This window comes from Natronosalvus amylolyticus (assembly GCF_024298845.1).
Lineage (GTDB): Archaea > Halobacteriota > Halobacteria > Halobacteriales > Natrialbaceae > Natronosalvus > Natronosalvus amylolyticus.
On sequence record NZ_CP101156.1, the window covers coordinates 1,933,341 to 1,959,308 of the forward strand.

The window sequence follows — 25,968 nt, forward strand, 5'->3', positions numbered from 1 at the left end:
ACTACTCGGCAAGTATTGTAAATACTGTTGATCGGTGGTCGGAGAAACGGGCACACGTCGCTCGAGAGCGGTTGGAAAACGTGCTGTCGGGCGCAGACAGCACGAAGGGAATACAGGTGTGCACGGCGTGTGACGTGCACCTGTATACGGGACCGGGAGGTATATAAAACTCATCCCTGCGCGGTGGAAGTGTAACCGCAAGCAGGAAGCGAGGTGAAACTGTTGTCTGACGGTCAGCAGACGGTCGTCATTCGAGTGTGAGTGACATAGCCATATTCAGTGTGTTTGGCAAATTTGTGTTCCACAGTATCAACGATACGGCCTGCAGACTGGACTCGAGTGCTCAATCGAGAACGTCTCGAGTCGATAGACCCTAAGCAGTGCCCACCAAGGCGAACGTATGGCCGGACGCGACACCGCTGGAAACAAAAGCGACCAGTCGCTTCACGAGCGCGTCCGTGCCGTCTGGATCCGCGTATTGGCCCTCGCCTGGCCGATCATGGCCGAGCAGACGACCCGGACGCTCATGCGGACCGTCGACATCATCGTCACGGGGCTGCTTTCGCCGGCGGCAATCGCCGCGATTGGGCTCGCAGACTTGTATGCCAGACTCCCGCTGCGAATCGGCCTGGGACTCGGTGGTGGCGCGATTGCTCTCTCGAGTCAGGACACCGGGAGCGGAGCCACGGACACGCGAGACGAGGCGATTACCCAGGCAGTCCTGCTCGGTGCCGTTGCCGGGATTCCGTTCGTCATCTTTGGCTTCCTGCTGAGCGAACTCGCCATCGAAGTGCTCGGCGCCGAAGCAGACGTGGTCACCTACGGCGCAATCTATCTGGCGATTATTATGGCGACGGCCCCCGCCCGACACGTCTCGATAATCGCCGGTCGAGCGCTCCAGGGAACCGGCGACACCGTCTCCCCAATGGTCGTCAACGTCATCGCAAACCTGCTCAACGTGAGTGGATCGGTCGTGCTCGGCCTCGGCCTGTTCGGTGCCCCCCGCCTCGAGGTGGTCGGCGTCGGTCTTGCAACCGCGGTCGCAAACGTGTTTACCGCACTGGCGCTCTGTGTCGTGATCGCCGGCCCGTGGCGTGAAGCCGGGTTCGTCCGGCCGACAGATCCCGTAATCGCCCGTCAGTTGCTCACCGTGAGTGCACCGCGGGTCGCCGAGGGGATGGTCGCGACGGCCATCGAGTTCCCGTTCAACTCCATCTTGCTCATGATCAGTACGGAAGCCAACGCAGCCTACCAGATCGGTCGTCGCGTCTACCAGCAGTTCTCGAGCCCTCTCTCACGCGGCTACAACGTCGCGGCGAGCATCGTGGTCGGCCAGTACCTCGGCGAGGGAGACCCAGCAGAAGCGCGCTTCAACGGGTGGGCCATCGCCGGGCTTGGGCTGGCCACTGTCGGCGTGATCGGCATCCTCCTCGCCATCTTCGCCGAAACGTTCGTCTCGGTTTTTACGAGCGATCCGAAGACGGCCGACCATGCGGTTACGTTCGCTCAGGTGTACGGGATCAGTGCACCCCTGCTGGTCGTTTACATCGCCATCGCCGGCTCGCTACAGGGAGCCAGTGAAACCACGATCCCGTTTCTCGCTCGAGCGAGCGGCCTCTTTCTGTGGTATCTCTGTTTCTCCTACATTGCCGCCATCCAACTCGGGTACGGCGTCGTCGGCGTCGCCGCCGGGATCTTCCTCTATTATCTCTGGGCCCTGCTGGTCGTCGCCTGGGGCTACCACTCGAGTGATTGGGCCGGCAAAGCAGCGCGAATGATGGCCGAACGCGGGAGCGTCTCGGACGACTGATAGTCCCTATGAGACGGGCAATCAGCCTGGGAACGAACGTTCGCATCGAAAAACGAGCGACATCGATGATTCAGTCTACCGCTCTTCGAGCGGAACGAACTCCTGGCTTTCGGGACCGGTATAACGGGCGCGTGGCCGTATGAGACGGTTTTCGTTCTGATATTCGAGCACGTGGGCAATCCAGCCGCCGGCACGGCTCATCGCGAAGATTGGGGTGTACATGTCGATCGGAATACCGAGCTGGTAGTACACTGAACCCGAGTAAAAGTCGACGTTCGGGGCGATGCCTTTGTCGACGAGACCTTTCTCCTCGGTGAGGTAGCGCTCGATGGTCGTCGTAATTTCGTACCACTTGGCGTCGCCGCTTGCGGCGAGTTCCTCACTACGCTGCTGGAGGATGTGTGCGCGAGGATCCTTCACGTTGTAGACGCGGTGGCCGAAGCCGGGAATGCGTCGGCCTTCGTCGGTCGCCTGTTCGACCCAGTCGCGGGGGTCGAGGTCGCTCTCGTCGATTTCGATAAGGACCTCCATGACGTCCTGATTTGCCCCACCGTGCAGCGGTCCGGAGAGCGCGCCGATACCACCGGTGATCGCACTGTACACGTCGGCCATGGTCGAAGCGATGACCATCGACGTAAACGTCGAGGCGTTCAATCCGTGATCGGCGTGGAGGATAAGTGCCTGATCGAAGGTCTCGGCGGCGACCTCGTCGGGTTCGGTCCCCGTGAACATATACAGGAAGTTCGCTGCCAGTCCGAGTTCTGGGTCCGGGTCGACCGGCTCATCGCCCTGCCGGTATCGCTCGAACGCCGCCAGTACGGTCGGGATTTTCGCGGTGATACGCCGTCCCTTCCGGAGCGAAGCGTCCAGATCTTCGGCATGGGCATCGCCCTCGGGTTCGGTCGCAGAGAGCATCGAGGTCGCTGTTCGAAGCGCCGCCATCGGCTCCTCATCGGCTTCTGCGAGACGACGAACCGTCTCGAGAATCGCGTCGTCGACCTCTCGTTCGGCAACCATCGCCTCGGTGAACGACGACAGTTCGCGTTCATCGGGCAGGTGGCCATGCCAGAGCAGATACAGTACTTCCTCGTAGCTTGCCCCCTCGGCCAGCGTTTCGATCGGGTAGCCGCGATAGATCAGCCGACCGACATCACCGTCGATCGAGCTGAGTTCTGATTCAGCGACTAAAACACCCTCGAGCCCTTTCTTGAGGTCGTCAGCCATAGCGAGAACTTTTGTGGGGGACTGGAAAAGTATTGCCGTTTGGTCGTTGACAGCGACGAACATGTTTCGGGAAGCAATCCCGTAGAACGAACGGCCGAGTGGGCAGAAACCAACGCGCTATTCGATATCTTCGAGTTCTCTCGAGAGCTGTATCGTCCGATAAACGGTGAGGACAATCAGCACGCTACCGGCGGTCGTCGCTGCGAGAACGAACCCGAGTGCGAGTAAATAGTTCGTCTGACTTGAGCCTGGAATCACGACGAAAAACAGGAATACGACGACCGTGAAACCGACTCCGATGACGAGCGAGATAGCCGCGTTTCGCTTGACCCGTAGCGCCTCGAACAGTCGGGCCGTCGGTGGCCGGTCGGGACGGTCAGCAGTGGAAGACACGAGTGTAACTAGCATCTCGAGGCACTAAATCGCGTCGGACCCGGTCGAAGAGGGACCACCAGACGTCTAGAAGACGACGACGTAGGAGACGCTGATGAAGATGATCATGCCGAACACGTCGACGACGTTAGTGACGATCGGGATCGTCGTATCGTCGGGATCGATACCGAGATGGTACGAGGCGTAGGTGGTAGCGAAACTGAAGACGATTGCAATGAGAGCGACAGACATGCCGCTGACCAGCGAAATCGTCAACAGCGTCGTAAGCGCGAGCGTACTTCCGATCAGGGACCCGAGCAGCCACGCTCCGATGGCGAGCGCAGTGAAAATGGTCGCCGCAAGCGCCAGAATAGCGAGAACGTTCCCAATGAGTTCCGTATCACGCAGGTCGAACGAGGTCGTCCCCAGGTGGAGGCGACTCGAGAGACGGGAACTCAATATCGCGCCGAGGTTGCCACCCATGTCGACCATCGTCGGAACCATTATCGCCAGAATGCCGTACTGCTCGAGCATCTCCTCGGCGTTCTCGAGGGTGATGCCCGCAGCGAGGACGATAATCGAGAGGACGATCAACAGTGGGAACATATTCGAGACGATGGCTTTGGTGTCCCACGTCCCGAGCGAGCCGCTGGGGCTTCCACCGATCATCAGACGAGCACCTCCACGAGGCCGACGGCCAGCAACAGGAACAGCATGCCGAAGATGTCACCCAGCGTGGTGACGATGGGGCCGACGAGGTTGTCGGGGTCGTAACCGTACTTGTAGCCGGCGAAGATGATCGCGAGCAGGCCGAATATCAGGACGACCGACGTGAGCACCCCGGAGATGAGCATAATCGCGAGGAACTCGTACCACTCGGCGGCCGGCCAGCCGATGAGAGCGAGGGCGCCCCAGGTTACGAAAGCGATGACAACCGAGATGCCAATACCGTTGATGAACGAGGCAAGAACGGCGTTTATCAGGCGCTCGTCGCGTTGGAATCGTGGTTCGATCAGCCCCTGGTGGAGCCCGCTCGCGATGCGCCCGCCGAGTGCACCGTAGACGTTCCCTCGAGTCGCCAGAAACACGGGAACCATCACGAGCAATCCGGGGAATCGCTGGACACTTTCCACCAGTCCCTCGAGGACGAGCCCAGCGAAGAGCCCGCCGCCAAGCGCGATAAGCAAGACTGGCAGCGCCTGTCGATAGATCGACCAGAATTCGGTTTTGATGGTCATCGACGTTCACCTCCCGTGGTGACGGGCACCGTCATTTAGACGACCACTCGAGGGCCTCAGGCAGTCGGGCCGTGGTCCTAGACAGCCCCCAGTCGTCGACTGTACAGACCTCCCAGTGCGCGTCCGTTCAACAGCCTCCATAGACCTCACCACGGACGTGTGACCGGATAATTCCGGCGAACTCGCCCTGTAACAGGTCGAGAATCAGTTCCTCGAGACTGCGACCCAGCTCTCGAGCCTTCACGGGTGATTTGGCTGGCACCGAACCAATGATTGAATCGACCGGACGTATCCGATATTGTGACAGAGAAAGCAACATTGGTGCAATATGGTCAGTGGCATCTGATAGGTGTTTTCCTCTCCACCCTAATACGGTACAATTTAGCACACCACAGTTTCGGGCAGGTTTTGTCAGTGAATCGCCTCGATGGCCGAAAAGGCTGCATAGTTGACTGTTTGCGCAGATCGGTTCTAGAAGCCGTTCACGAGAAGCCAGGCAAACGCGATCCCGGCGAGTGCGCTCACGAGATTGATCCCGGCGTTGAACGCGGCCCGTCGCCGCTGACCGCGCTCCCACAACTGGACAGTTTCGACCGAAAACGATGAAAACGTCGTGAACGCACCACAGGCACCGATTCCAATCAGGTAGAACGCACTTGCACCCGCATCCCCAAACGCGACCAACGCGAACACGAAGCTCCCGACGGTGTTGACCGTCAGCGTTGCGAGCGGAAACGCTTCCCAGGCGAGTCGCTGATAGACGAGATGTCGACAGATCGCTCCGATGGCACCGCCCGTTCCCACCAGGTGTGCGGGTTCGGCCTCGAGTGTGAGCCAGACGAGCACGGCCACAGTCTCGAATTCGAGCATCGTCGTCACGAGCGGTCACCTCGCTTTCGGGTAACTCGAGCGATTTGCCGACCAACGAGGACGCCGACGAATCCGAGGGCGTAGTTCCCGACGACGATGCCGCCGAGTGCTAGCGGGCCGCCGGCAGTCGCCGTCTGGAACGCGAAGCCGCTGTAGGTCGTCAACGAGGAGAGAAACCCGGTGGTGAAGACGAGGCGCGATTTCCGGTCGACGAGACCGGTGTACTGCGCCTCGTAGACCAGAAATCCGAGGACGGTGCTTCCGAGGACGTTGACGACGAGCAGTGCCACCTCCTCGGGGAGGACTCCGAGGGTAAAATATCGGAGGTTCGACCCGGCGAATCCGCCGATGCCGATCAGGGCGAGCATCTCGAGTCGACCGAGGACGGTATCTGTGGACATGGCTGACGAACAGGGACCGTCAGCCGGATTCAGGTTATCCACTCGAGGACCGATGCCGGCGGTTGGGTCGGGCGGGCCCCATCGCCCGGTTACACCACGGTTACAAACGGACCGGCATGATAGTTTTGGCTTCGTCACCCTGACGGCGACTGCACGAAGGCGTACACAACCGCAAAACCGCTATATACGATGGTTACATCCATCTATAGTAGCCAGTGAAAGTCATTGCACACCCTACCGCAAGACGACGTCGGGATAGGTGTGTGAATCGTGTCAATGGCTACTATATTCGACCTATCGTCTTCACGCGCCGTCGAAATTCCATCTCACTCACAGCCCACAGATGAACACGCTCACGAAATTCGTCCGAACCGTGCAGAACAGACTGTCGAACACCGACGATACCGACGAGCAAGAGCGCTCGAGGAAGCAATCCCGCAATCGATGGTATACCGGTCCCGAAGCGGCGGTGCCGGCCTCCGACACGTGGAACGATCCAGCGATCAAGTACCAGGAGTCCTGTTGTCGCCGAATATCCGACCCGGACGAGTGAATCCGGTCACAATCGAACTGGGGTCTTTCGTGGTCTTGTCGCCGGTGTCTTTTGTGGATCTGGGTCTGTTCCCGTAGACACCTCGAGTATAAAGACTGAAGTTTAGACTGGATCTAAACCAACCATGATCGAGGGCGAGCCACTCGAGGCATCGGCGGGCACACAGCAGGCTGCCTTCAGCCGAGCAGCCTGGGTGAACGTCCTCGGAAACACCGCCAAAATCGTCGTCGAGGGCGCTGCAGGCCTGGCATTTGGCTCCTTTTCGTTACTCGCTGACGCCGCTCACTCCGTCGCCGACCTGGTTGCCAGCGTGGTCGTCCTCGTCTGGGGAACGAGCAGTTACGACGAACCCGACGCCACCCATCCACACGGCCACGACCGAATCGAACCGCTGACGGCGCTGTTCGTCGGTGCCGTCATCGCCTTGCTCGGCCTCACGCTGTTGTACGAATCGACCCGAGGACTGCTCGCTGGTACCGAGGTCACCTTCAGTCCGATCTTGCTCGGAGCGCTCGCGTTCGCGATCGTCGATATGTACCTCGTCTATCGGTATACCGATGCCGTCAACCAGACGATCGGATCGACCGCGCTCGAGGCACTCGCGATCGACTGCCTGAACGATATTTACACCTCCCTGGCGGCCGTAGTCGGCGTGCTTGGCGTGTTTTTCGGCGTCTCGGCGCTGGACGCCGTTGCCGGTGGGTTGGTGAGTCTCCTCGTCATCTCACAGGGCGTTTCGATCGGGCGAGAAAACGTGACGTATCTGGTCGGTGCCGCTCCGCCCCCAGAAAAGCGCGAAGCCATCGCTTCACTCCTTCGAAACCATCCCGGCGTCGAAGGCATCCACGACCTCACCGTCTACTACGAAGGCACCGTCCTCGAGGTCGAAGTCCACGTCGAAGTCGACGGCGAAATGCCCCTTCGCGATGCCCACGACCTCGAGACCAGCCTCGTCGACGAACTCCGGCGTCAGGAAGACGTCGGGGATGCACACGTCCACCTCGATCCGTCTGGAATCGGCGAGTGGAAAGACTCCGTCGATACGTGACGGTGATCGTTGTGCCCGTGTACCGGTCAGCGACGAATCGGCACAACCGCTGACGGGTGAGATGCCAACAGACGTTATACCGAAAAAGCCCAGTTTGAACTCGAGTCGCGAACGGCGATCAGTGTGGTGACCGGAACGACGGTGGCTACAGTCGCGATACCCGTTACTCGATTGGCATCGCCGTATTTCGGTAGGCCACGTCACAGACGGGACAGCTACCGGGGTTCGTTCGCGATCGAACCGTTCGACCGCATTCGAGGCACTCGTATGCCGATTCGTCCTCAGGGTTGTATGGTGCGTCCTTCATAATCACGAGGGCGCCTCCTCTGGAGGAGGGGCTATATCGTACCAATATTTGCGTAGCGGGATGGGTAGTGCGGTTCAATAATACACCAACCCACACAGAAGAGGGTTTATTATTCAACCCTCCGAGGGTGTGCCTCGTCGAAGAGTACCGAAAACAGTGTGCGCTCGACGGCACGAACGTGCTTGGAAAACGCCGTCGGGGAAATATCGAGGGTTGACGCAACCTCTGCGCCGGAGTTGGTTCGCGGAGTTTCGAAAAAACCGGCATGATAAGCCGTTCGCACAACCTCGAGTTGCCGGTCAGTGAGCGAGTTTCGCACTTCCGATTCCAGTCGGTCGCCGGTCGTCGGGGCACCCCCTCGCTCTCTGCGGGCGACGAGGGTCGCATCGGAGTAGACGGTTCGAACGAGGTCGTCGACAGAGGCCGTTTCAACGGTCGAAGGGATTTCAATCGACAAGGTCGTCCCGGACGGTGTCGCCGTCAACGCCGTGATCACCGCACCGTGTTCTGCGAGACGGGTAACCAGCAGCGGGTCGACGAGTGTGAGTCGAACCAACCCACCGTCTTCGGTTGCACTGACGACCTGAGCGGACGCTACGCTCACCAGCGTCGAGGCCTGTTCGACGACCCGGTGGGCCGCACACCCCGTTACCGTAATAAACGCCAGTACCCCCGAATCCAACCGCTGTACGCCGCCCTCGAGGTCGAGTTGACACTCGAGGGTTCGGGCGAGTCGACCAACAGTCGTACTCGCCGTCTCGCTCTCGTAGGTCAGTTCGACGGCCCGACCGCCGAGTAAGGCGTGGGTCCGTTCGACCGACCCGATCGCCGAGGCGATCATCTCACCCAGTTCTCGCAAGACGGCCTGAGCCGTCTCGTCGACCGCCCCCGCCTGCGTCCCGTAGACGGTCAGTGCACCGTAGCCGAACTCGTCGTACGCGAGCGGGACGCTGACGACCGACTGGAACCCGCGTGTGAGTGCGACAGAACGCCAGGGATCGGCCCGTAAATCGTCGGCAACGTTCTCGACGACGGTGGGTTCACCGGTCTCGAGCGTCCGCTGACCGGGTTCGGTCGTTATCGACTCCGTCTCGAGAGCGTCGAGATATGTCTCGTCGTCGCCGGCCCACGCCCGCGGCGTGAGCGAACCAGTGTGACGATCACGTGAACCGATCCAGGCGAAGGCAAACCGGTCGTCAGCCGTGAGTCGAGCACAGACGGCTTCCTCGATAGCGCTTCGCGTTTCCGCCTGCACGAGTTCCTGGCCGATTTCACGGATGATTTCGTTGATTCGGTTGAGGGCACTCAATCGCTGATTTTGCTCGTTGAGTTCCCGATCACGTTCACGAAGCGCCATGTCCCGTTCGACCCGGTCGAGAGCCGCTTCTGCCGTTGCGGCGAGTAAATTTGCCACTTCGCTCGTCACCGTATCGATCGACTCCTCACGTGTGGTTCCGGCGACGAAGACGCCGTGGTCGCCCAACGGGATTACGACACCAGACTCGAGCCGGTCCATCGGTGATGCGTTCCCCTCGAAGTTCTCGATGACGAAGTGTTCGTCCTCGACGAACGACGTGGCAACGACATCGTCAGCACCCGGCCAGGTGGCTTCCGGTTTCCCCCGGTCCGGGCCCTCGCGGTGTCCCGTGAACGCACTCGGCCGAAGTACGTTTTCGTCCGCATCAAACAGATACATCGCCGCGCTAGGCAGATCTAACACGGGGCCGGCATCGTCGACAACCCGCGTGGCAACCTCGTGTCGCGTTTCGGCGTACAACAACGCCTGTGCCGTCTCCTGAAGCGACGTCAACGCCTGCTCGCGTTGCTTTCGGGTCGTTACGTCACGGCAGCTAAACAGCGTTCGACCGTCCTGAATCGAGACCTCTCGAATGTTGACAAGGAGATGGTGTTCCGTGCCGCTCCGGTCGGTCGCTGTACATTCGACGTTGGTCAACACGCCTGAGCGAGCGAGGTCGTCCTCATCGTAGAGGTCCTCACCAAGCAGCGCATCGATTGTACCCAGTTCGTATATCTCCTCGGCCGTGTAGCCGAAGATGAAATGGACGTTCGGACAGACGTAGGTGAACGCACCCGTCTCGTCGGTGAGCAACACCGTATCCGTCATATGGGCGAGGGTCACGCGGTGTAACTCCTCTGATCGGCGCAGTTCGCGAATCGTCGAGACCCGCTCGCTGATATCGCGTCCCACGACGACGACCCCGTCATCGCCGTTCGAAACCGGATACAGTGCAAGCGAGAGCGTTCGGTCACCGTCCTCGAGCGTTACCTCTTGGCTGGAAAATTCGCCCTCGAGTGCCGCCTCGACGGCAGTCTCGAGCGGTCGACCGGCAGACACCGGCCACCAACTCGCCGCCGGAAACGGGCGTCCGTTCGCGTCGCTCGCCCCCTCGAGTTCGGTCCGAACCGTGTCGTTAGCCTCGACTATCGTGCCGTCGCGCTCGAGAATCCACAGGAACTCGGGCCCGCTTTCGATAGCGTCGAAGTACGGCGAACGGTCTCGGTGGGTTGGTAACACATCCGCCTCTCGAGGCGGTGATTCATCAGCCTCGATTGGTGCGCGTTCATCAGCGTCGAGTGTCGGGGACTCCTCCCTTCGGGCCGTCGACGTGGAAGGTACATCGAGCGATGCTTCCAGCGCGCTGTCGAGTGCTCCCTCGAGCAGCGACTCCCGTTCATCGAAGGGGACGTACCCGGTCGCCCCCGCTGCAAGCACTGCTCCGGCGAGTGATTCGCCACCCTCACGCGGAACACAGATGAGCGGACAGGCAGGCCATCGATCGCGAACGGCCTCGGCGAAGGCGACCGCGCCGTCCGGCGTCGCTGTGGGTTCGAACACGATACTCCCGGCCCGCTCGCTATCGAGTACCGACGCGGCCGTTTCCCGACGTGTCTCGAGGTCGAAATCGGTCTCGCTCACCGTCGTTTCGATCGCTTCGGCCCACGAACCGTCGCCGACGAGGGAAAGCGGTCCACTGGCGTTCCCACTTCGGACGTCCGCCGCGGTGCCGAATCCATCGTCCATCGTCCGTCATTGGCGACCCAGACCACTAAATCGTTCGTGGTCGATTGGCAGGATTTATCGCCACTGGCGAACGCCAGTGTGTATGGAACCGGGAGCCGTCCACGAGGTGACCGCCGGCAGTTGTAGCGATCTGTACTATGTCGACACCGAGATGTACGAAACCACCGAGTACGGTGCCGCATACGTTCTCGATGCCGACCGACCAGCTATCGTCGAAACCGGCATCGGAACCAATCACGAACGACTGCTCGAGGCGCTCGAGACACTCGATATCGAGCGCGGCGACCTCGAGGCGATCGTCGTCACACACATCCACCTCGATCACGCGGGCGGCGCTGGCTTCCTGGCCGACGCCTGCCCGAACGCCGACGTCTACGCCCACCACGTCGGCGCACCCCACCTGGTCGACCCCGAGCGGCTCGTCGCCGGCACCAAAGCCGCCGTCGGCGACCAGTGGGATCACTACGCCGACCCCCTTCCCGTCCCCGACGACCGCATCGTCGAACTCGAGGACGGGTCGGAGATCGACCTCGGTAATTATCGCCTTCGCGCACACGAGGCCCCCGGACACGCACCCCACCAGGTCGTCTTCGAGGTCCCCGAATTCGACGCCGTGTTCACCGGCGACGCCGCCGGCATCTGGGTGCCGACGCTCGAACGCATCCGCGAAACGTCGCCACCGGCACAGTTCGATCTCGAAGGCTGTCTCGAAGACCTCGAAACGATTCGCGATATCGAGCCCGAGGTCCTCCTGTACACGCACTTCGGTCCCCGAGAAGTCGACGATCTGGAGCGGGCACTCGAGACCTACGGAACCGTTCTCAGCGACTGGGTCGAAACCGTCACCTCGACTCGCGAATCCCTGGAGTCGGACGACGCCGTCGTCGAACAGTTAGCCGACGACGTCGATCCCGCGTTCGTCTCCATATGGGGGCCCGAAAAGACGCGGGCGGAGACGGCGATGAACGTCCGAGGCGTGCTCGGCTACCTCGAGTGGAAAGCGGGCCAGTAGCGGTTTTCGAAAACAGCTGACCGATTCCATCTACCGATAAGCAAGGCGAGTGCCCCGGGGCTTGTCCCCGAGGTACTTCACAAGTCGACGGACCGGAGTTGTCGTAATTCATGGAACATCGAGACACTCGAGTGGTGATGGTCTCGCTCGAGTGTCTCAGGACTTCCAAGCGTCCCGATTAGCTCGAGTCGGATTCGGCTTCCGTAATCGCACTCGAGACGTCGTCGTGGGAGGCCGCCCGTCCCTCGTCATCCGTTTCGGTGGTAGTTTCGTCACCGTCTGGCGGTGATTCGCTCGTCTGTTCGAGGTCAGCGGTCGCTTCCTCGGCCACAGCATCGCCAGACGCCGATTTCGAACCGGGTTCGGCACTGATCTCGAGGTCAGCGAGCGAAACGGCGAGTTCGCGGTAGGCGATGGCGGCTGGGCTGTCGGGTTCGTGAACGACCAGCGGCGTGCCTGCGTAGACGCTCCCCCGGACGGCCGGGTCGTCCGGAATCGTACCGAGGAGTTCGAGATCGAGTCGATCAGCGATTTCCTCGTACGAGACGTCGCCGTTGGGTCGGGTTCGGGTGATGACGAGTCCCTCGACCGCACCGTTGGCGCTGTTGGTCAGTTCGATCGTCTTTTTTGCGTCGTGTACCGATGCCGGCTCGGGCGTCGAAATGAGTAAGACGGCATCCGCGAGCCCGAGCGGGAGCACCGTCTCGTGGCTGACGCCAGCCCCGACGTCGAGCAGGACGTAGTCGAAGTCCTCGCGAAGCGAGTCGATCGCCTCGCGAAGCCCTTCCGGCGAGGTTTTGGCGTACTCATCCAGTTTCGTGCCGCTCGGGATGGCGACAATGTTTTCGGCGAGTCGATACGTGGCTTCCTCGATCGTCGCAGTAGATGCCAGCACGTCGTGGAGGGTGACGTCGTCCGGAGAAAGGCTGACGAACCCAGCGAGGTTCGCCATCCCAAGATCGACGTCGACGATAGCGACACGCTTGCCTGCCTGGGCAAGTGCCGTCCCGAGGTTTACCGTCGTCGTCGTCTTCCCGACACCGCCTTTTCCACTCGCAATGGCGTAGACCGTCTCGTGGGACATACTCGGTTACTATCCGGACAGTGTGGCGGGAAGACCTTAAATCGTGAGTACACGCGCCGTGTCCAAATCGACAGTGCGTTGAGGACTTACTGGAGACGCACCCGAACGACCACGGACGAAATCCTCGCCGTCGCGACGTGAAATGAAACCTTCTTAGGCGATGGCCACGGCATCTCGAGTATGCACGGTGGCTCTGTGGCTTCGACCACGGTGACGGCAACGAGGTGGCTCGCGTGACCAGCGTCAAGGAGTTCCGCATCGACGACACGGCGACCCCCACGGCACTCGGCCGTGGTGCGTTCGTCTTTACCGACGACTACTCCGTTTTTGATTGGGGGAAAATGCCCGACACGATACCCGACAAGGGGGCAAGTCTGTGTACGATGGGCGCGTACAATTTCGAACTGCTCGAGGCCGCCGGCGTCCCGACGCATTATCGCGGCGTCGTCGAGGACGGCTCGGTGTGCTCGCTCGGTGAAACCGAACGACCACCAACCGAGATGGCCATCGACCTCACGCAGGTGCCCGACCTGCCACACGAGGGACGAACCTACGACTACGACACCTATCACGCAAACGCGGGCGATAACTACCTCGTTCCCCTCGAGATTATCTTCCGCAACCGGGTCCCCGTTGGCTCGAGCCTTCGACGCCGAACCGACCCGGCTGACCACGGCCTCGCGTTCGACGAGTGGCCCGAGGAAGTCGTCGACCTCGAGGAACCGATCGTCGAGTTCTCGACGAAATACGAGAAGGGCGACCGATATCTCGAGCGCGAGGAGGCCGACGCCATTGCTGGCGTTGCAGGGATCGAGGAACTCGAGTCCGTCGCTCGTGCGGTCAACCGCGTCGTGACTGAGCAGGCCGAATCGGCGGGCCTGGTCCACGAGGACGGAAAGATCGAGTGCCTGTACTACGACGGGGAGATCAGAGTCGCCGACGTCGTCGGGACGTTCGACGAAAATCGGTTCAGCTACGAGGGAACCCAGCTCTCGAAGGAGGTCATCCGCCAGTACCACAAACGAACCCAGCCCGACTGGGTTGATGCGGTCTCGACCGCAAAGTCCCAGGCCAAAGCCGAAGACATCGCTGACTGGAAATCCCTCTGTGAGCGAGACCCCGAACCGCTCGAGAACGAGGTTATCGACGTCGCTCGAGGGATGTACTGTGCCGGTACGAACGCCTACATTGGCGAGGAGGTTTTCGATGCGCCACCGCTCTCGAGTGCTATCGGTGCCGTTCAGCGGCTCTAGTGGCGTCTCGAGGACTACCTACGCAGTTTTTCAGACTCAGTACTAGTTCCTAGAACTGGACGACCAGTGCGAACGACTGACCACAGAAAACGGTCTGGTATTGTTTCAATAGCAAATAGTGAAACCGTAGTAGGTAACGATTCCTCGAGCGAGATCAGTTACCAGCCGATCAACAGGCATGTTAGCAATCAACAATCACAATCTCTCACACACGTCACGCGACAAAGTAACGCTGATATGGGATTCGTTCATACCCCTTTCCAAGAGCACACCATGATACCACTGTTTGTCGACCCAATCGTCGGCGTGACCATCCTCTCGAGCATCGCACTCGTCGTATTTATCGGGATTATCACCTTCCTCGCAGTTGCCCCAGTCGTTTCGGACACCTGGGCTGAGCGTCTCGACCACGGCGCCCAGGTGCATGTTCCCGAAGGGGAGTCGGTCGCAGACGACTAACTGCGCTGTCGTCTTTTCCCGGCGGAACGAATAATAGGGACCGACATCGCGAGTAACGTACACCCGCCTGACATCAGACCGTGCGAGCGATTTCTGGGCGGTTTCGGTTGTTCGAGTCACACCGGGTTCCAACAATCAAGATACGTAGGGATTGGAGTGAAGTGCCTCGGGGTCAAGCCCCGTGGCGTTCGCCTTGTAATTCTCAAACCGAACAGCCGTGAGTACGTGAGCATTTCTGAGAACAGTGTGTGCCTACAGCGCTGTCGTGATGGGAAATCAGGCCCAAATCGGTGGAACTGAGTCGCTGGTTTATCCCCATTCCGGCCCCCTCCTCGAGTGCATGACGACATCACGACGCACGACACTGAAAGCACTCGGTACCCTGGGCGCGGGGGCCGTCCTCGCGGGCGGAAGCGTCTACGCAGTGGGCGAGCACGATGACGACGAACGAGAGGACGAGAACGACGAGCATAACGGCGCACCACAGGCGGGAATCCGAGTCGTACACGCCGCACCGGACGCACCGAACGTGGACGTCTACGTCGACGACGAACAGGTCCTGACCGACGTCCCCTACGAGGAGGTGAGTCCGTATCTCGAGGTCGAGCCCGGAACCTACTCGGTGAAAGTGACGGCTGCCGGTGACGAGGACACCGTCGTCTACGACGAAGAGCTCGAGGTCGGCGAGGCCTTTTACACGCTCGCCGCGATTGGCGAACTCGAGGCGGACACCTTCGAAGTGCTGGCGCTCACCGACGCCGGTTCCTCGCTGGTCAGACTCCTCCACGCCTCGCCGGACGCCCCCGACGTCGACGTCCGTGAAAGCGAAACCGGCGCAGCGCTGTTCGAGACGGTTGGCTTCGGCGAAAGCACGAATTACGTGGCCGTCCCCGCCGGCTCGTACACTCTCGAGGTCGTCCCCTCGAGTGAAGCGAACGGTGTCGATGACGACAACGGCATTGACGACGATGAAAATGGCGTCGATGACGATGAGAACGGCGTCGAGGACGAGAACGACATCGATGACGATGAAAACGGTGTCGAGGACGATGAAAATGGCGTCGATGACGATGAGAACGGCGTCGATGAGGACGATGACGAAGTCGGGATGGACGACGATGCCGAGGATGTCGACACCGATGACGAAAACGACGTCGACGATGAGAACGGTGTCGACGATGACGACGAGATGGATGACGAGGATGACATGGACGAACACGATGACGATGTCGTTGCCAGCGTCGACGTCGACCTCGAGGCTGGCACCGCGTACACTGCCTTCGCCATCGGCTACCTCGAGCCACCGAACGGGGAGGATCGCGAGTTCGCCGTCAACCTCGCCGTCGACGGGCCAGAGTCACTCGAGGACGAGGTAGACGACGAGAACGGCATCGACGATGATGACGAGATGGACGACGATGACGACATGAACGACGACACTGACGACGATGACGACATGAACGACGACACTGACGACGAAAACGATTACTGAAGGTCACGAAACACTCGAGCAGTCCTCGAGACAGATTCGGCGATCGAATCGGGCGACCGTCGTAGCGGTCAGTAGTTGGATCGGACGGCGAGATACCAGCCGGTAGCCGTTTTGCCAGCAGCCATACCAGTCGATACTCACGCCGGCCTTACCGGTCGGCAAGCCTTCAAGCGACCGCAGTATCGCGCTGCCGCGGCTCGAGCGAAATCGGGAGAACCGAACGCTCGGTCAGTGCGGGTTCCTCCACCACCCAACCGCTGCCTGCCACCGACCGATAGCTGCCCCAAGTCCCAATCACGCTCGTCGCACGGGGCACCAACACACCCTAGGCGTCGACGTAGCGATTTACCCACTCCTGTCGCCGCTCGAGTTCCCGTTTTCCCTTCGGCGTCAACGCGTAGTAGTTCGTCCGACGATCCAGTTGACCCTTTTCGATCAGTTCGTGTTCGACCAGTGTATCCAGGTTCGGATACAGCCGACCGTGTGTGACCGGCTGGTCGATGTACTCGTTGATATCGTCGAGAATCCGCTGTCCCGACGGACGGTCCATCCCTGCGATGACGTACAGCAAATCGCGCTGGAATCCGGTTAATTGGTCCATGGATCACCCTCTGAGAACGGACCTTCACCGATCTGTGGCTTTGTTATACCGAGAGTACACAGTAGAACGGACTCCATCACGACCGGTGTGGCCCGCCAGCAGTTGCTTCTCGCTCGCGGTCGCTGCCGCGTTCGCCGGAGACAGGAGGTTTTTGCCCTACAGCGCGTTACTGGACGGTATGCCGGCCGACCCACTCGCCTGGGAAACCCTCGAATCAGACGTCGCCTACACCTGTCCCGGGTTCGACATCATTACGCAGACCGTACGCCTCCCAGACGGCGAGCGAACCGATTTCGATTTTCTCTCGGAGCCACCCAGCGTCTGCATCCTTCCGTTCACCAACGACGGCGACGTCGTCTGTATCGAGGAGTGGCGACAGGCCGTGGGCCGGCTCAACCACGGGTTGCCGGTCGGAACGACCGAACCCGATGATGAAGACCTCGAGACGGCTGCCAGACGCGAACTCCGGGAGGAAACCGGCCACGAAGCGACCACTATCGAACGATTGGTCACCGTGGAACCAGCCAACGGACTCGCCGACTCAGTAATGCACTTTTTCGTCGCTCGAGGCTGTGCGCCGACGGGCGAACAGCAACTCGATGCCGACGAGAGTATCCGAGTGGCCCCACAGCCCTACGACGACCTGCTCGAGGCCGTCCGTGCAGGCGACGTTCGCGACGGGCGGACGGTGCTCGCAGTGTCACACTACGAGTTGCGAACGACGGAAGCACAGTGACGAGCGACGGGGGCGCACGAACGGGACGATGGTCGTCTTTTTGCCTGTCGAATCCCAACCTCGAGCCATGCGTATCGTCACCACGCTTCCCTCGGCGACCGAAATCGTCGCGGCCCTCGGTCTCGAGCCCGTCGGCGTCTCCCACGGGTGCGACTACCCGCCGCCCGTTCGCGAGATTCCCTCGATCACGCGGTCGCGCATCGACACCGACGCCTCGAGCGAGGCCATCGACGCCCAGGTGCTCGAGGCGGCGGCCGAAGACGGCGTCTACGGTATCGATGTCGAGACGCTCGATGCACTCGAGCCGGAACTGGTCGTCACACAGGGAATGTGTGACGTCTGTGCGGTCGACGAGGTCGTCATCGAGCGTGCGCTCGAGACAATCGCTGCCGAGCCGACTGTCCTCACCACCGACCCGCACACCGTCGCCGACGTGCTCGAGGATATCAGACAAATCGGTCGCACTGCCGGCGTCGAATCGCGTGCCGAAACCGTCGTGACCGAGCTCGAGGCTCGACTCGAGGCAGTGCGAGAGCGAACAGCAGACATTCCAACAGGTGAACGACCGCGCGTGGCGGTTTTCGACTGGACCGAGCCCGCGATGATCGCGGGCCACTGGACGACCGAACTCGTCGAGTGGGCCGGCGGCTCCTATGGGCTGGCGGACGTCGGTGAGCGTTCGCGACCCCGCGAGTGGGCGGAAATCCAGGCCTACGATCCGGAGGTTATCGTCATTGCCCCCTGTGGGTTCGACCTCGAGCAAACGGCTCGAAACCGCTCGGATCTGACCGACCGCGACGGCTGGGCGGAGTTATCGGCAGTCCGAGAGGGGCGTGTCTGGGCACTCGACGGCAACCACTATTGCAACCGGCCGGGGCCACGACTGGTCGATACCTGCGAGGTTCTGGCCCAGATTATCCAGCCCGAGCGATTCGGCGATGACCCGGACGAAACGATTGCCGTGCCGGTAGCCGACCTGTCGGGTCGGCTCGAGGCGTGACCGACGCACACGCCCCCCAGCCGGTGCTCGTCGTCCCGGACTCGATTCGGGAGGCACTGGTCGAGGCTGCTCGAGACGCCAGCCCCGAAGAGTGCTGTGGCGTCCTCGGCGGTGCGTTCGACCCCAAGCACAGTCGCGTCACGTCGTGGTACCCTGCAGCCAACGCTGCCGAGGAGCCTCGAGAGCGATATCTGATCGACCCGACGGTCCAACTCGATATATTCGAGACGCTGGAGGCTCGAGGCGAGGAAATCGTCGGCTTCTATCACTCACACCCCCGCGGCCCGCCTGTTCCAAGTCAAACCGACGTCGACGCCGCCGCGTGGCCTGACCGGTCGTACGTCATCGTCGTCGGCCCCTTCGAATACGAGGGAGCGGGGAAACGGGCAACTGTCCGCTCGTGGCGGTGGCGTGCTGGAGACGAAACCGGCCAGTTCGAACGCGAGCGCCTCGAATCGCCTCTAGGAGGTCCCGACGACGCGTCATCGACCCACGACTGAAGTCGTAGGGCACCTCCTTGCAGTCATATGACGTTGAGATCACGACGCTACCGACATGACGGAACGTTTAGTACAATCACGTGACTCTATCACACAGAGATGGATCCGTGGGCCGTCTGGCAGTGGCAGTATACGCCGTACACGCTCGTCTTGCTCGGCAGCGGCGCGCTTATGGCGGCTATCAGCCTCTTCGCGTGGCGAAACCGAGACGTCACCGGCGCGAGTAGCTTCGCCGTCCTCGCCGGCGCCACCGCGCTGTGGTCTGCCGCCTACGCCCTCCAGATCGCCACGGCGACACCGGAACTGACCGCATTCTGGGCCAACGTCAACCACGTCGGTGTCGCCATGGTACCCGTCGCCTGGGTGTACTTCGCGCTGCAGTTTACCGCTCGAGAGCGCTGGATAACCAAACGGTCAGTCTTCGCACTGTCGCTCGTCCCGGCGGTGTACGTTGGCCTGGTCTGGACCAACGGCTTTCACTTTCTGGTTCGTGACCCCATCGACCTTCAGCCCGTCGCCGACGGCACGCTCCTCGTTTCTCAGCACGGATTCGGCCCCGCGTTCTGGTTTCACGCCGCCTACGGCTACGGACTGATGCTCGTCGGTTTTCTGTTGCTGGCACACTTGCTCATCTGGTCACCACGAGTGTACCGACGGCAGGTCGCGCTGCTTCTCTTCGGGGCCCTGTTTGCCATACTGACGAACGTGGCCTTCCACCTGGGCTTCGGGCCGGCCCCCTATCTCGATCTGACCCCATTCAGCTTCGTCATTACGGGCACTATATTCTTCGTCGCCATCTACCGCTACCGGCTGTTCGACCTGACGCCGATCGCTCGACCGCTAGTCCTCGATACCCTGCACGAGGGTATCATCGTCGTCGATATGGACCGTCGTGTCGTCGACAGTAACCGCTCGGCCGAAGGGCTGCTCGAGATCGACCCGAGGCTGGTCATCGGCCACCAGTTCGAACGTCTCCCGATGGCACAACACACCTTCGTCGACGACGATAGCGACATCGACCCCCTTACAGCCCAGTCTGTCGGCACAGTTGCCGACGAAACCACTCGAGAGACCGACGGCGTGTCCGAGACCCGAACGACCACTCTCGGCTCCCAGTCGTTCCCTATCGAGGGTGTCATGATTCTCCAGGAAGGCAACGAACACCGGTATCTCGAGGTAACCTCACGCGTGGTGGCCGACGTGGGTGGCAAAGCCCTCGGCTGGTCACTCACGTTTCGCGACGTCACCGAGACGCGGCGACTGCAGGCCGAAATCGAGGCCACGCTCGAGCAACTGCGTCGATCGAACGACGAACTCGACTCCTTTGCCAGCGTCGTCTCCCACGACCTGCGTGAACCCCTCCGAACGACCGAACGATATCTGTCCATGCTCGAGGAAACACACGCGCACGCCCTCGAGAGAGATGGTGAGGAACTGCTCGAAGTGGCCCACCGAAACACCCGACGGGCCCAGGCCATGATCGACGATTTGCTCGCTTACTCCCGAATCGATGGCGGGAACCACTCGTTCGACGCCGTCGATTGCGAAGCGCTCCTCGAGGAACTCTGTACCACCCTGCAGTTCGAAATCGAAGACCGCGACGCGACCGTCGACGTCGGCACGCTCCCCACCGTGTACGGGGTCGAACACCTGGTTCGGCGGCTGTTCCAGAATCTCCTGACGAACGCGCTCGAGTACGCTGGCGACGAGCCCCCGGAGATCACGGTTCGTGGCGAGCACACGGACGACGGGGTACGAATAACCGTCAGCGACACCGGAATCGGTATCGATCCGGCACACGCCGATCACGTCTTCGAGTTGTTCAACCGCGGCGACCGGACCGACACCGACGGCGGCACCGGCATGGGCCTCGCGATCTGTCAGAAGATCGTCTCGGTCCACGACGGATCGATTTCCCTCGAGTCGACACCCGGCGTGGGGACGACGTTCACGGTTGCCCTTCCGAGCGAACCTAGCACCGAAACTGCTAGTGTCTCGACCCGGAACCCACACGCGGAACGAGAATTGGGACTCGAGGATGAGACACTGCTCGAGGACAACACCGTCACCAAAGGTGACGCCGGGGGCGAGATGGCCACCGACAACTCCATCGGCCGGTGATCGTCACCCGTCGTTTCGATAGGGGGTTGCGAAGGCGTTCGTCGGTTCCATTCTCCGAGGTCGAACACGTGATCTGCTTCCACGAGTTGATATTCCCGGTTGATTACACCCCCTACGAGTACACAGCCAGGTTTCTCCAGCCAATGCCGCCGACACCCAAGTAGCCAAATCCCGCGAAACGAATACCCGACTATGACCCGGACCGCCGAATCGATTCCCAACCTGTCAGACCGGCGCTTCGTCGTCACCGGAGCCAACAGCGGCATCGGACTCGAGACAACGCGCGAACTCGCTCGAGCGGGCGCGACCGTGGTGATGGCCTGTCGGAGCCGTGACCGGGCAGAAGCCGCCGCCGGCGAGATTTACGCCGACGTGGGGCATGCCGACCTCGTCATCGAATCGCTCGATCTGGCGAGTCTCGAGTCGATCCGATCCTTCGCTGCGGAACTCGACGGGACGGTCGACGTCCTGGTAAACAACGCGGGGGTCATGGGCATCCCGCGCGGAGAAACGGAAGATGGGTTCGAAAAACAGCTCGGCATCAACCACCTCGGCCATTTCGTCCTGACTGCACACCTGTCCGACCAACTCGCCGCCGACGGCCGGGTCGTGACAGTCTCGAGCGCGATGCACGAACGGGGCCAGATTGATTTCGGCGACCTCCACAGTCGACACTCCTACGGCCCGTGGGAGGCATACAGCCAGTCGAAACTGGCGAACGTCCTGTTCGCACGGGAGTTACAGCGTCGGTTCGAGGCTGCCGGAACCGACCAGCGGAGTCTGGCCGTCCATCCGGGCTACGCCGACACCGATTTGCAGCCTCGAGTCGCTCGAGCGAAGGGGTCACGAATTCAGCTCGGGATGATGTGGGCGGCGAACGCCGTCTTCGCCCAGCCGGCGTCGATGGGGGCGTTGCCGACGCTGTACGCCGCAACCGCCCCGGACGTCAACGGCGGCGGCTACTACGGACCCGGCGGCCTGCTGAACATGCGAGGCTACCCGGAGCGCCAGGAACCCTCGAAACGCGCACAGAATCCGAAAACGGCGAAACGACTCTGGGACGTTTCGGAAGGGGAAACCGACATCGACTTTTCGCTCTGACACCTTTGTGAACGTCGGTCAGATAGCCACAGATCGCCCTACTCGAGACACCTCCCGCCACAGATCGCCCTACTCGAGACACCTCCCGCCACAGATCGCCCTACTCGAGGTCGTCGACCAGATCACTCGCGATCCCGACGTATCCAGTGGGTGTCAGCGCCTGCAAGTCAGCGCGAACGTCCTCGCTAACGTCGAGTTCGGCGAACAGTTCCTGGAAGTCCTCGAGGGTGACCTCGCGGCCGCGGGTGAGCGCCTTGACCTGTTCGTAGGCGTCGTCCTGGCCTTCACGGCGGAGAATCGTCTGGACGGCTTCGCCGATAATCGCCGGCGTGTTCTCTAGGTCCTCGCGCATGACCTGTTCGTTAGGGACGACTTTCTCGAGGCCCGCCGTCGTCTTGGTGTAGCCGATGAGACAGTGTGCGAACGCCGCGCCGATATTACGTTTGACCGTCGAATCCGAGAGATCCCGCTGGAGTCTCGAGGTCGTGACGTAGTCGGCGAGGAACGTCAGGTCCGAGTTCGCCTTCGAGAGGTTGCCTTCGCTGTTCTCGAAGTCGATAGGGTTGACCTTGTGGGGCATGGTCGAGGAACCGGTTTCCCCTTCGACGGCCTGTTGGCCGAGATATCGGTCGGAGACGTACAGCCAGATGTCGAGGTCCAGGTCCAGCAGGACCGAGTTCGCCCGACGGAACGAATCGAACACCGCTGCCAGGTCGTCACAGGGGTTGACCTGGGTCGAAAGGGGCGTAAACTCGAGGCCCAGACCGGAAACGAAGTCGCGTACGAAGGCTTGCCAGTCGACCTCGGGGTAGGCCGCAACGTGGGCCGCGTAGGTTCCCGACGCGCCGGCGAGTTTACCCGAGAGGGCGTCCGTAGCGGTCCGAATCTCGCCCGTCGCACGCCCCAGTCGGGCGGCATAAACCGCCATCTCCTTGCCGAAGGTGGTCGGCGTCGCCGGCTGCCCGTGGGTGCGAGCCAGCATCGGCAGGTCCCGGTGGGCGCGAGCCATCTCGGCCAAGGCGTCCTGTACCTCGAACAGCGCCGGCAACAGGACGTCGTCGACGGCGTCTCGAACCAGCAGGCGGTGGGCGAGGTTGTTCACGTCCTCGCTCGTCAACCCGAAGTGAATCCACGGTGAGGCGTCGCTGCCCTCCGGCAGGTGATACCGGAGGAAGTACTCGACGGCCTTGACGTCGTGGTTGGTCGCGTCGAAGCCCGCGTACCCCTCCGTCTCGAGGGTCTTGACCAGTCGGGCGTCCTCCTCGTCGAAGTCCTCGTACAGGCCTCGCAGGTGGGTTCGCTCGTCGGCGTCGATCTCGAGGGGCGTCGCCTCGAGGTCGGCCAGCGCGAGCAGGTACTCGACTTCGACGCGAACGCGAGCGCGCATGAGCGCGGCCTCGCTGGCGTACGGCGACAGCGGTGCCGTCCGGGAGCCATAGCGCCCATCGAGGGGCGAGACGGCGTACAGTTCGTGGCGGTGAGTCATGTGCGAGCGTGCACCTGCGGCGTGCAAAAGCGTGTCGGAATGCGTTCCACAGCCGTGCATACACTTACGCCCATAGCTCCGTTTCGGCACAGAACAAATACACGAACGTGCATAAACAGTGGCTCGAGACCGCAACCACTTTGAGGGTCGCAGGTGGGATATCGACTATGACACGTCTCGCCGGTCTCGCCGGAAATCGCGGACGAAACCTGATGAATATCGCCGACAGAGCCCCGGGTGGTGTCGAACTCGGCGTCATCCTGACGAACAACCCCGACGCGCCCGTACTCGAGACCGCGGCCGAACGCGACATTCCGACCGAAGTCGTTCCCCTCGAAGACGGAATGGATCGCCGAGCGCACGAGGAAGCCGTCAACGCCGCACTCGAGGAGTACGACTACGACCTCGTCTGTCTGGACGGCTACATGCGCATTCTCTCCGACACCTTCCTCGATGTTCAGCCGACGACGCTGAACGTCCACCCCTCCTTGCTGCCCGCGTTCCCCGGCATGGACGCCTGGGGCGACGCGCTCGAGGCCGGCGTCTCGGTCACCGGCTGTACCGTCCACGTCGTGACCGACGCGACCGACGAGGAGGGCAACGTCGTCGAGGGTGAGGTCGACGGCGGTCCCATCCTCACGCAGGAACCCGTCCCGATTTACGACGGCGATAGCGCGGCCGACCTCAAAGCCCGCGTCCTGTACGACGGCGAGTTCCGCGCGTACCCACGAGCCGTCAAGTGGTTCGCCGAGGGTGTGGTCGACGTCGACCTCGAGGCCGGCGAGGTCTCGGTCCCTGGCGACGCAAGCGGTTCGGAGTCCGACGACGACGGCCTTCCGGCGCGACGACTCACCTCGAGCGACCGCCTCGCGACGCTTCGCTACGGCGAGAACCCACACCAGAACGCGGCCGTCTACGCCGACTACACCTGTGAAGAGGCGTCGGTGGTCCACGCCGATCAACTGAACGAGGGTGCGAAGGCACTCAGCTACAACAATTACAACGACGCCGACGGCGCGCTCAACCTGATCAAGGAGTTCGACGAACCCGCAGCAGCGGTCATCAAGCACACCAATCCTGCGGGCTGTGCGACGGCCGAGACGGTCGCCGACGCCTACGACCGCGCGCTTTCGACGGACCCCATGAGTGCCTTCGGCGGCATCGTCGCCCTGAACCGCGAGTGTGACGCCGAGACGGCCGAAGCGATCACCGACTCGTTCAAGGAAGTCGTCGTCGCCCCCGGCTACACCGACGTCGCCCTCGAGGTGCTGTGCGAAAAGAAGAACCTGCGAGTGCTTGACGTCGGGGACCTCGGTGCACAGACGGAACGCTTCACCGAGAAACCCATCGTCGGCGGCCGACTGGTCCAGGAACGCGACGATCAGCACGTTTCCGTCGACGATCTCGAGGTCGTCACCGAGCGCGAACCCACCGACGAGCAACTCGAGTCGATGGTATTCGCCTGGCAGACGCTCAAACACGTCAAGTCAAACGGCATCCTGTTCACGAAAGGCACCGAAACCGTCGGCGTCGGCATGGGGCAGGTCTCGCGCGTCGACGCGGTTCGACTCGCGGCGATGAAAGCCGAGGAACACGCCGAAGGCAAGTCAGCCGAAGGAGCGGTGATGGCCTCCGATGCGTTCTTCCCGTTCCCCGATGGCCTCGAGGAAGCCGCGAAGGCGGGTATCGAGGCGGTGATTCAGCCCGGTGGCTCGGTGAACGACGACGACGTGATCGAGGCCGCGGACGAACACGGAATGACGATGGTGTTCACGGGCCAGCGGTCGTTTAGACACGATTGAGGGGACAGCATGTCGTAGAGTTGTTTACAACGAACAGTATAGAGGGGTACTGAGCAAGACTTATTAGTATTTTAACTTACACTACTGCATGGGGAGCTCGGATGAGTCAGATAGACGCATTATCCTTATCAGCGTGGCTATGGCCATCGCCGGGGGCGCCATGCTGGTGAGAATTATACAAGGTGATGGTGATATTTGGGCAGTTATCAGTGTGATTGGAGCGTTTGTAGTGTTGGCAGTAGGGATTTTCCAGTTGGTACACTGATTCTTATAGGCTTAGACGGTATGTCCTACACCTGTACTGTCCGTTTTCAAAATCCATACGAAGGGTCCTATTATACGACTGAGCGGAGCGAAAATCGGTTTTTTCGTCTCTCGTCGAACAAAGCGAGACGATGGTCAGCGAGCGCTTGCGCTCGTCAGACAGCTTTTTTCGGCGAGGGGTTGGCGAGTAA

At 61.4% G+C, this 25,968-nt stretch carries 25 protein-coding genes; 13 read left to right on the forward strand and 12 right to left on the reverse strand.

The window, feature by feature from the left end; all coding sequences use genetic code 11:
* The first annotated feature begins 400 nt into the window (after window positions 1–400).
* A complete protein-coding gene (locus NLK60_RS09165; protein ID WP_254807499.1) occupies window positions 401–1,810 on the forward strand; it encodes an MATE family efflux transporter in 1,410 nt (469 codons plus the stop codon).
* A 75-nt stretch (window positions 1,811–1,885) separates the two neighbouring features.
* Here NLK60_RS09165 and citZ read toward each other — a convergent pair whose 3' ends face one another.
* The 7 genes from citZ to NLK60_RS09195 all read right to left on the reverse strand — a co-directional run bounded on the left by citZ (window position 1,886) and on the right by NLK60_RS09195 (window position 5,915).
* Window positions 1,886–3,034: a citrate synthase gene (gene citZ / locus NLK60_RS09170; protein WP_254807500.1), complete on the reverse strand. Its 1,149-nt coding sequence runs from the start codon at window positions 3,032–3,034 to the stop codon at window positions 1,886–1,888.
* A 117-nt stretch (window positions 3,035–3,151) separates the two neighbouring features.
* A complete protein-coding gene (locus NLK60_RS09175) occupies window positions 3,152–3,427 on the reverse strand; it encodes a DUF7536 family protein (protein WP_254807501.1) in 276 nt (91 codons plus the stop codon).
* A gap of 66 nt (window positions 3,428–3,493) precedes the next feature.
* The gene (locus NLK60_RS09180; protein ID WP_254807502.1) at window positions 3,494–4,075 is read right to left on the reverse strand and encodes a magnesium transporter; all 582 of its coding nucleotides are present in this window, start codon (window positions 4,073–4,075) and stop codon (window positions 3,494–3,496) included.
* On the reverse strand, window positions 4,075–4,644 hold the full coding sequence (locus tag NLK60_RS09185) for a magnesium transporter (RefSeq protein WP_254807503.1): 570 nt from the start codon (window positions 4,642–4,644) through the stop codon (window positions 4,075–4,077). Before NLK60_RS09185 ends, NLK60_RS09180 begins: the two co-directional genes overlap by 1 nt.
* Before the next feature lie 127 nt (window positions 4,645–4,771).
* Complete coding sequence (locus NLK60_RS19530; protein ID WP_256530369.1) at window positions 4,772–4,906, reverse strand: hypothetical protein; 135 nt, start codon at window positions 4,904–4,906, stop codon at window positions 4,772–4,774.
* A 209-nt stretch (window positions 4,907–5,115) separates the two neighbouring features.
* Window positions 5,116–5,514: a fluoride efflux transporter FluC gene (locus NLK60_RS09190; RefSeq protein ID WP_254810454.1), complete on the reverse strand. Its 399-nt coding sequence runs from the start codon at window positions 5,512–5,514 to the stop codon at window positions 5,116–5,118.
* A gap of 5 nt (window positions 5,515–5,519) precedes the next feature.
* Window positions 5,520–5,915 carry a CrcB family protein gene (locus NLK60_RS09195; RefSeq protein ID WP_254807504.1) on the reverse strand — a complete coding sequence of 132 codons (396 nt, stop codon included), beginning with the start codon at window positions 5,913–5,915 and terminating at the stop codon, window positions 5,520–5,522.
* Window positions 5,916–6,258: 343 nt separating this feature from the next.
* Here NLK60_RS09195 and NLK60_RS09200 point away from each other — a divergent pair, with 343 nt between their 5' ends.
* Window positions 6,259–6,468, forward strand: coding sequence for a hypothetical protein (locus NLK60_RS09200; protein ID WP_254807505.1), 210 nt, complete (start codon window positions 6,259–6,261; stop codon window positions 6,466–6,468).
* 124 nt (window positions 6,469–6,592) lie between these two features.
* On the forward strand, window positions 6,593–7,516 hold the full coding sequence (locus tag NLK60_RS09205) for a cation diffusion facilitator family transporter (RefSeq protein WP_254807506.1): 924 nt from the start codon (window positions 6,593–6,595) through the stop codon (window positions 7,514–7,516).
* A gap of 163 nt (window positions 7,517–7,679) precedes the next feature.
* On the opposite strand, the gene NLK60_RS09210 is transcribed toward NLK60_RS09205, so the two are convergent.
* Both NLK60_RS09210 and NLK60_RS09215 read right to left on the reverse strand, forming a co-directional pair.
* Entirely contained in the window at window positions 7,680–7,823 is a 144-nt protein-coding gene (locus tag NLK60_RS09210) for a rubrerythrin-like domain-containing protein (protein ID WP_254807507.1), read from the reverse strand.
* Window positions 7,824–7,932: 109 nt separating this feature from the next.
* On the reverse strand, window positions 7,933–10,866 hold the full coding sequence (locus tag NLK60_RS09215) for a bacterio-opsin activator domain-containing protein (protein ID WP_254807508.1): 2,934 nt from the start codon (window positions 10,864–10,866) through the stop codon (window positions 7,933–7,935).
* A gap of 82 nt (window positions 10,867–10,948) precedes the next feature.
* On the opposite strand from NLK60_RS09215, the gene NLK60_RS09220 reads away from it, so the two are divergent.
* On the forward strand, window positions 10,949–11,878 hold the full coding sequence (locus NLK60_RS09220) for an MBL fold metallo-hydrolase (RefSeq protein WP_254807509.1): 930 nt from the start codon (window positions 10,949–10,951) through the stop codon (window positions 11,876–11,878).
* A 178-nt stretch (window positions 11,879–12,056) separates the two neighbouring features.
* On the opposite strand, the gene minD is transcribed toward NLK60_RS09220, so the two are convergent.
* Window positions 12,057–12,962 carry a cell division ATPase MinD gene (minD, locus tag NLK60_RS09225; RefSeq protein ID WP_254807510.1) on the reverse strand — a complete coding sequence of 302 codons (906 nt, stop codon included), beginning with the start codon at window positions 12,960–12,962 and terminating at the stop codon, window positions 12,057–12,059.
* 233 nt (window positions 12,963–13,195) lie between these two features.
* On the opposite strand from minD, the gene NLK60_RS09230 reads away from it, so the two are divergent.
* The 3 genes from NLK60_RS09230 (at window position 13,196) to NLK60_RS09240 (ending at window position 16,166) form a co-directional block, all read left to right on the forward strand.
* Window positions 13,196–14,215, forward strand: a complete 1,020-nt coding sequence (locus NLK60_RS09230) for a phosphoribosylaminoimidazolesuccinocarboxamide synthase (protein ID WP_254807511.1) — start codon at window positions 13,196–13,198, stop codon at window positions 14,213–14,215.
* 273 nt (window positions 14,216–14,488) lie between these two features.
* Window positions 14,489–14,674, forward strand: a complete 186-nt coding sequence (locus tag NLK60_RS09235) for a hypothetical protein (protein WP_254807512.1) — start codon at window positions 14,489–14,491, stop codon at window positions 14,672–14,674.
* Window positions 14,675–15,014: 340 nt separating this feature from the next.
* On the forward strand, window positions 15,015–16,166 hold the full coding sequence (locus NLK60_RS09240) for a DUF4397 domain-containing protein (RefSeq protein WP_254807513.1): 1,152 nt from the start codon (window positions 15,015–15,017) through the stop codon (window positions 16,164–16,166).
* Between the two features lie 325 nt (window positions 16,167–16,491).
* Here NLK60_RS09240 and NLK60_RS09245 read toward each other — a convergent pair whose 3' ends face one another.
* A complete protein-coding gene (locus tag NLK60_RS09245) occupies window positions 16,492–16,767 on the reverse strand; it encodes a PadR family transcriptional regulator (RefSeq protein ID WP_254807514.1) in 276 nt (91 codons plus the stop codon).
* Between the two features lie 178 nt (window positions 16,768–16,945).
* Here NLK60_RS09245 and NLK60_RS09250 point away from each other — a divergent pair, with 178 nt between their 5' ends.
* The 5 genes from NLK60_RS09250 to NLK60_RS09270 all read left to right on the forward strand — a co-directional run bounded on the left by NLK60_RS09250 (window position 16,946) and on the right by NLK60_RS09270 (window position 22,225).
* The gene (locus NLK60_RS09250; RefSeq protein ID WP_254807515.1) at window positions 16,946–17,503 is read left to right on the forward strand and encodes an NUDIX hydrolase; all 558 of its coding nucleotides are present in this window, start codon (window positions 16,946–16,948) and stop codon (window positions 17,501–17,503) included.
* Window positions 17,504–17,570: 67 nt separating this feature from the next.
* Window positions 17,571–18,503 (forward strand): cobalamin-binding protein, encoded by a 933-nt coding sequence (locus NLK60_RS09255; protein WP_254807516.1) that lies wholly within the window; start codon window positions 17,571–17,573, stop codon window positions 18,501–18,503.
* Window positions 18,500–19,003, forward strand: a complete 504-nt coding sequence (locus tag NLK60_RS09260; RefSeq protein ID WP_254807517.1) for a M67 family metallopeptidase — start codon at window positions 18,500–18,502, stop codon at window positions 19,001–19,003. The genes NLK60_RS09255 and NLK60_RS09260 overlap by 4 nt, the downstream gene beginning before the upstream one ends.
* Before the next feature lie 99 nt (window positions 19,004–19,102).
* Window positions 19,103–21,124: a histidine kinase N-terminal 7TM domain-containing protein gene (locus NLK60_RS09265; RefSeq protein WP_254807518.1), complete on the forward strand. Its 2,022-nt coding sequence runs from the start codon at window positions 19,103–19,105 to the stop codon at window positions 21,122–21,124.
* 192 nt (window positions 21,125–21,316) lie between these two features.
* Entirely contained in the window at window positions 21,317–22,225 is a 909-nt protein-coding gene (locus tag NLK60_RS09270; protein ID WP_254807519.1) for an oxidoreductase, read from the forward strand.
* Window positions 22,226–22,325: 100 nt separating this feature from the next.
* On the opposite strand, the gene purB is transcribed toward NLK60_RS09270, so the two are convergent.
* Window positions 22,326–23,711, reverse strand: coding sequence for an adenylosuccinate lyase (gene purB, locus NLK60_RS09275; RefSeq protein WP_254807520.1), 1,386 nt, complete (start codon window positions 23,709–23,711; stop codon window positions 22,326–22,328).
* Between the two features lie 167 nt (window positions 23,712–23,878).
* Between purB and purH the strand changes: the two genes are divergently transcribed.
* Window positions 23,879–25,513, forward strand: coding sequence for a bifunctional phosphoribosylaminoimidazolecarboxamide formyltransferase/IMP cyclohydrolase (gene purH, locus NLK60_RS09280; RefSeq protein WP_254807521.1), 1,635 nt, complete (start codon window positions 23,879–23,881; stop codon window positions 25,511–25,513).
* Window positions 25,514–25,968: the final 455 nt, after the last annotated feature.